The organism is Bacillus sp. P4_D3 (genome assembly GCF_056401855.1).
The window spans coordinates 1-4,217 of sequence record NZ_JBFUIN010000270.1 but is presented as its reverse complement, the minus strand read 5'-3'; the positions used below and the strand labels follow the sequence as shown (position 1 = coordinate 4,217).

Genomic DNA, 4,217 nt, shown 5'->3' with positions numbered 1-4,217 from the left:
ATTTGTAAGTAAGCATTGAATTATAGTAATGATGCATATAATGGAGAGGGGGCTCGTTCATGTCATTTAAAGACTATGAATATAAACGGCCAAATATTGAAGAATTAAAAGAGAAGTTTATTGTTGCTTTAGAAAAGTTCGATAAGGCAAAAACGCTTGAAGAACAACAACAAGTAATTAATTCAATTAATGAAATTCGTAATGATTTTGGTACAATGGGGAACCTTTGTTACATTCGTCATTCTGTTGATACGACAGATGCTTTTTATAAGGAAGAGCAAGATTTCTTTGATGAATACTCACCAGTTGTGCAAGGCTATGGAACAAAATATTATAAGGCGTTAATTAATTCTCCATTCCGTGAAGAATTAGAAGCGTATTATGGAAAGCAATTATTTGCTCTAGCTGAATGTGATTTAAAAACATATTCAGATGAAGTAGTGAAAGATTTACAATTAGAGAATAAATTGTCGTCRCAATATACACAGTTATTAGCATCTGCAAAAATTGATTTTGCAGGAGAAGAGAGAACATTATCGCAACTTATTCCGTTTATGCAAGGAAAAGAAAGAAGCGAACGTAAAGCAGCAAGTGAAGCATACTACGGATTTTTAGCTGAGAATGAGGAAGAGTTAGATCGTATTTATGATGAGCTTGTTAAAGTGAGAACGAAAATCGCAAAAACACTTGGTTTTAAAAACTTTGTTGAATTAGGATATGCAAGAATGTATCGTACAGATTATAATGCTGAAATGGTAGCGAACTATCGTCAGCAAGTATTAGATTATATCGTTCCGGTTGCAACAGAGTTAAGAAATAGACAAAAAGCACGCATTGGTGTAGAAAAGCTCGCTTATTATGATGAAAACTTTGAGTTTGCTACAGGTAATCCAACTCCAAAAGGCGATGCCGATTGGATTATTAATCACGGGAAAACGATGTATAAAGAATTGTCAGCTGAAACAGATGAATTTTTTAATTTCATGCTCGATAATGATTTATTAGATTTAGTTGCGAAAAAAGGAAAAGCTGGTGGTGGATATTGTACATATATCGAGAATTATAAAGCGCCATTCATCTTCTCAAACTTTAATGGAACGTCTGGTGATATTGATGTATTAACACATGAAGCTGGTCATGCTTTCCAAGTATATGAAAGTCGTAAGTATGAAATTCCAGAATATAATTGGCCAACATATGAAGCGTGTGAAATCCATTCAATGAGTATGGAATTCTTTACATGGCCATGGATGAAGTTATTCTTTGAAGAAGATGCGGATAAATATTACTTCTCACACTTAAGTTCAGCACTTCTATTTTTACCGTACGGTGTATCTGTAGATGAATATCAACATTATGTATATGAAAATCCAGAAGCATCGCCAGCAGAACGTAAGTCAGCATGGCGTAACATAGAGAAGAAGTATTTACCACATCGTGATTATGAAGATAATGATTATTTAGAGCGTGGTGGTTTCTGGCAACGTCAAGGCCATATTTATAGCTCACCGTTCTATTATATTGACTACACGTTAGCTCAAATTTGTGCACTGCAATTTTGGAAACGTGCAAGAGATAATAGACAAGAGGCTTGGGAAGATTATGTGAATCTTTGTCAGCAAGGTGGAAGTAAATCATTCTTAGAATTAGTAGAAGTTGCAAATTTAACATCACCATTCGCTGAAGGGTGTGTAAAAAGTGTAATTACAGAAATTGAAGAGTGGTTACGTGCTGTTGAAGACACAAAATTGTAAAAAACATACACTTTTTTCACATGTTTAACATCGACATAATGGAAAAATGATGAGATAATAAAAGAAAATTCAGAATTATTTTAGGGGTGTTTCTAATGGGGAGCACCCCTTTTCACCAACAAAAAGGGGGAAAGCACTATGCTTCAATCTAATATGGATGTTAGTTTAGAAACTTTAGTCCACTCATTACAGTCTACACGAAGCACGCTGTTATCAGAAATTGAAATGTTAAATGATACGGAGGTGAATGTAAAGCCACGCCGTGATAAATGGAGTATTATTCAAATTTTGCATCATTTGCATTTAGTTGAACAGTCTGTCACATCTGCCCTTGTATATGYTTTGCAAAAAAAAGAAAGAAAACTTGCTCCATTTAAAGACCTCCAACTTACGCTTGATCGCACACATAAACGAGAAGCTCCTCAACAAATGAAACCAACAGAAACATTAATGAAAAAACTGCAAGGAATTCAATTACTAGAACATTCACGACAAGAATTGTTTCATGCACTTCATAGTGTGATAGATGAAAAAGAATTATTTGAAAATGGATTAAAACATCCTATTTTTAATGATTTGAATTTATATCAATGGGTTCAATTTCTGGATTTACACGAACAAAGACATCTTACACAGCTAAAAGAAGCGAAACATGCAATTTTACAGCGGTAAAGTGAAACTTTAATCAAGGGGCATATCACTGATTATTAGTCCGCAACAATCGGGCTGTCATCAAATAGCGGGAAAAAGGAAAAGAAGCGGCGAACCGCTTCTTTTTCCTTTTTTACTCATGCATAGTTTTATTTCTTATTTTGGAATACTACATGAGGAAGAGAAAAAGGAGTTGAAAAGTATGTCAAAGAAAAAGAGAGAAGAAGAGCGCGCTTGGAAAGCTCGGAAAGAAAATCAAAAGCCGCATGGAAAGGTGAAAGCTTTTGCAGAATTAGTTGAAGGAACAGAAAAAACGTGATGAACTTCATCACGTTTTTTGTATGATCGGGAAAGTTAATAAAAATGTTGTACCTGTTCCTTTTTCACTCATAATGTCAACCTTTCCATTCATTGCTTGAATAACACTGAAGACGACCATCATCCCCAGTCCGGTCCMTTTTTCTTTCGTCGAGTAGAAAGGTGACCCGAGGCGTTTTACTTGTTCTTGATCCATACCAATACCTGTATCTTTTATATATAATTGTATATGTTTATGATCTGGAACTAATGTAAGAATAAGGTCACCACCGTTGGGCATAGCCTCAATACAGTTTTTTAAAATATTTAATAGGCATTGGTTCAGCTTTTGCTTTTCACCAGCTATAAAGAAGGATGTACTTTGTTTTATGTAATGTATACGAACATTTGTTAAATTGGCGAGAGGTGTAATTAAAGATAACGCATGGAGTAATTCTTCCTCTACTTGTAATTGTTGTTCTTTTTCAATACTCGGTTTTGCAAAAGTTAGGTAGTCTGTAAGAACATGATTTGCTTGTTCGATACCATTAATGGCTATGTCGATATATAATTTTCGTTCCTTCTCAGAACATGTATCTGACTGTAAAAGTTGCAAAAATCCTTTCGTTGAAGTTAAAGGGTTGCGAATTTCATGAGAGATAGAAGCTGCCATTTCACCGATTAAATGAAATTTTTCAGCATTCATAAGTTCATTTTGGAGACGAACTTGCGTTTGTAATATGTGTAGCAAATATAAAATAAGGATTGTACCAAGCATCGTACATAGTTCGTACACGATAATATGTGGTATATAATCTGCCGTATTTGTAACCTCTGAAAGGAAAAATGGTATCCAGCCAAATCCGAATATGAGGCTGTAAAAGATAGCGAGTGCTATTTTTATACGATTAGAACTTCGGTTAAACAGTTTGTATGTTAATAGTAGAACAATGAATAGTAGAACCGAAGCTATAAAGGATGGGAAAACACCTATCCCTCCTAATAAAAAGCGATATATGTTTAATACAGCTAAGATGGAAGCACCGGCAATAGGACCTCCTGTTAATGTACCGACAATTAATACAATATGACGCATATCAAATTGAAATCCATAGTTTGTTTTTGCTGCGAAAGTGATACATAGTATGGTAGCGAGGCAACATAATACAATAAACATAGCTGAATTTAATTTAGGAGAGCGTTTCCCTTTTTGATTCCAAAATAAATGATATAAAAGCATTGTAACAAGGATGGATAATATATTTAAAAAGAGATAAATAATAAAGAGTTTCAGTGGGATGTCTCCTCTCTTCTAATATTAAATTAATCATACTATAAAATGAAAGAAATGAAATATGAAATAGTGGAAAAAATCAGAAATTTTTTCTGATAGTATACAATATGTTACAATAATCTTTGTCAATGAAAGAAGAAATTCCGTGCACTGCATGGGAGAGGTTCGCGAACTCCCTCTATAAAAAACTATGGAAACAACAATATCATTAGGTATTGTTT

General features: G+C 34.1%; 4 protein-coding genes and 1 riboswitch. Of the genes, 3 read left to right on the top strand and 1 reads right to left on the bottom strand.

Annotated features, from left to right (window positions below; all coding sequences use genetic code 11):
* Positions 1–59 precede the first annotated feature (59 nt).
* The 3 genes from AC1DTM_RS19050 (at position 60) to AC1DTM_RS19040 (ending at position 2,724) form a co-directional block, all read left to right on the top strand.
* Positions 60–1,754: a M3 family oligoendopeptidase gene (locus AC1DTM_RS19050; protein ID WP_088098839.1), complete on the top strand. Its 1,695-nt coding sequence runs from the start codon at positions 60–62 to the stop codon at positions 1,752–1,754.
* A gap of 138 nt (positions 1,755–1,892) precedes the next feature.
* The gene (locus AC1DTM_RS19045; RefSeq protein ID WP_477000658.1) at positions 1,893–2,426 is read left to right on the top strand and encodes a DinB family protein; all 534 of its coding nucleotides are present in this window, start codon (positions 1,893–1,895) and stop codon (positions 2,424–2,426) included.
* 181 nt (positions 2,427–2,607) lie between these two features.
* The gene (locus tag AC1DTM_RS19040) at positions 2,608–2,724 is read left to right on the top strand and encodes a DUF6254 family protein (protein ID WP_000038354.1); all 117 of its coding nucleotides are present in this window, start codon (positions 2,608–2,610) and stop codon (positions 2,722–2,724) included.
* A 9-nt stretch (positions 2,725–2,733) separates the two neighbouring features.
* Here the strand turns inward: AC1DTM_RS19040 and AC1DTM_RS19035 are convergent, their stop codons facing one another.
* A complete protein-coding gene (locus AC1DTM_RS19035; protein ID WP_477000657.1) occupies positions 2,734–3,942 on the bottom strand; it encodes an ATP-binding protein in 1,209 nt (402 codons plus the stop codon).
* A 208-nt stretch (positions 3,943–4,150) separates the two neighbouring features.
* Positions 4,151–4,194, top strand: a riboswitch (PreQ1 riboswitch).
* Positions 4,195–4,217 lie beyond the last annotated feature (23 nt).

Coding starts and splice junctions, on each gene's coding strand:
- AC1DTM_RS19040 (WP_000038354.1), top strand. CDS start 2,608: ATGTCAAAGAAAAAGAGAGAAGAAGAGCGCGCTTGGAAAGCTCGGAAA.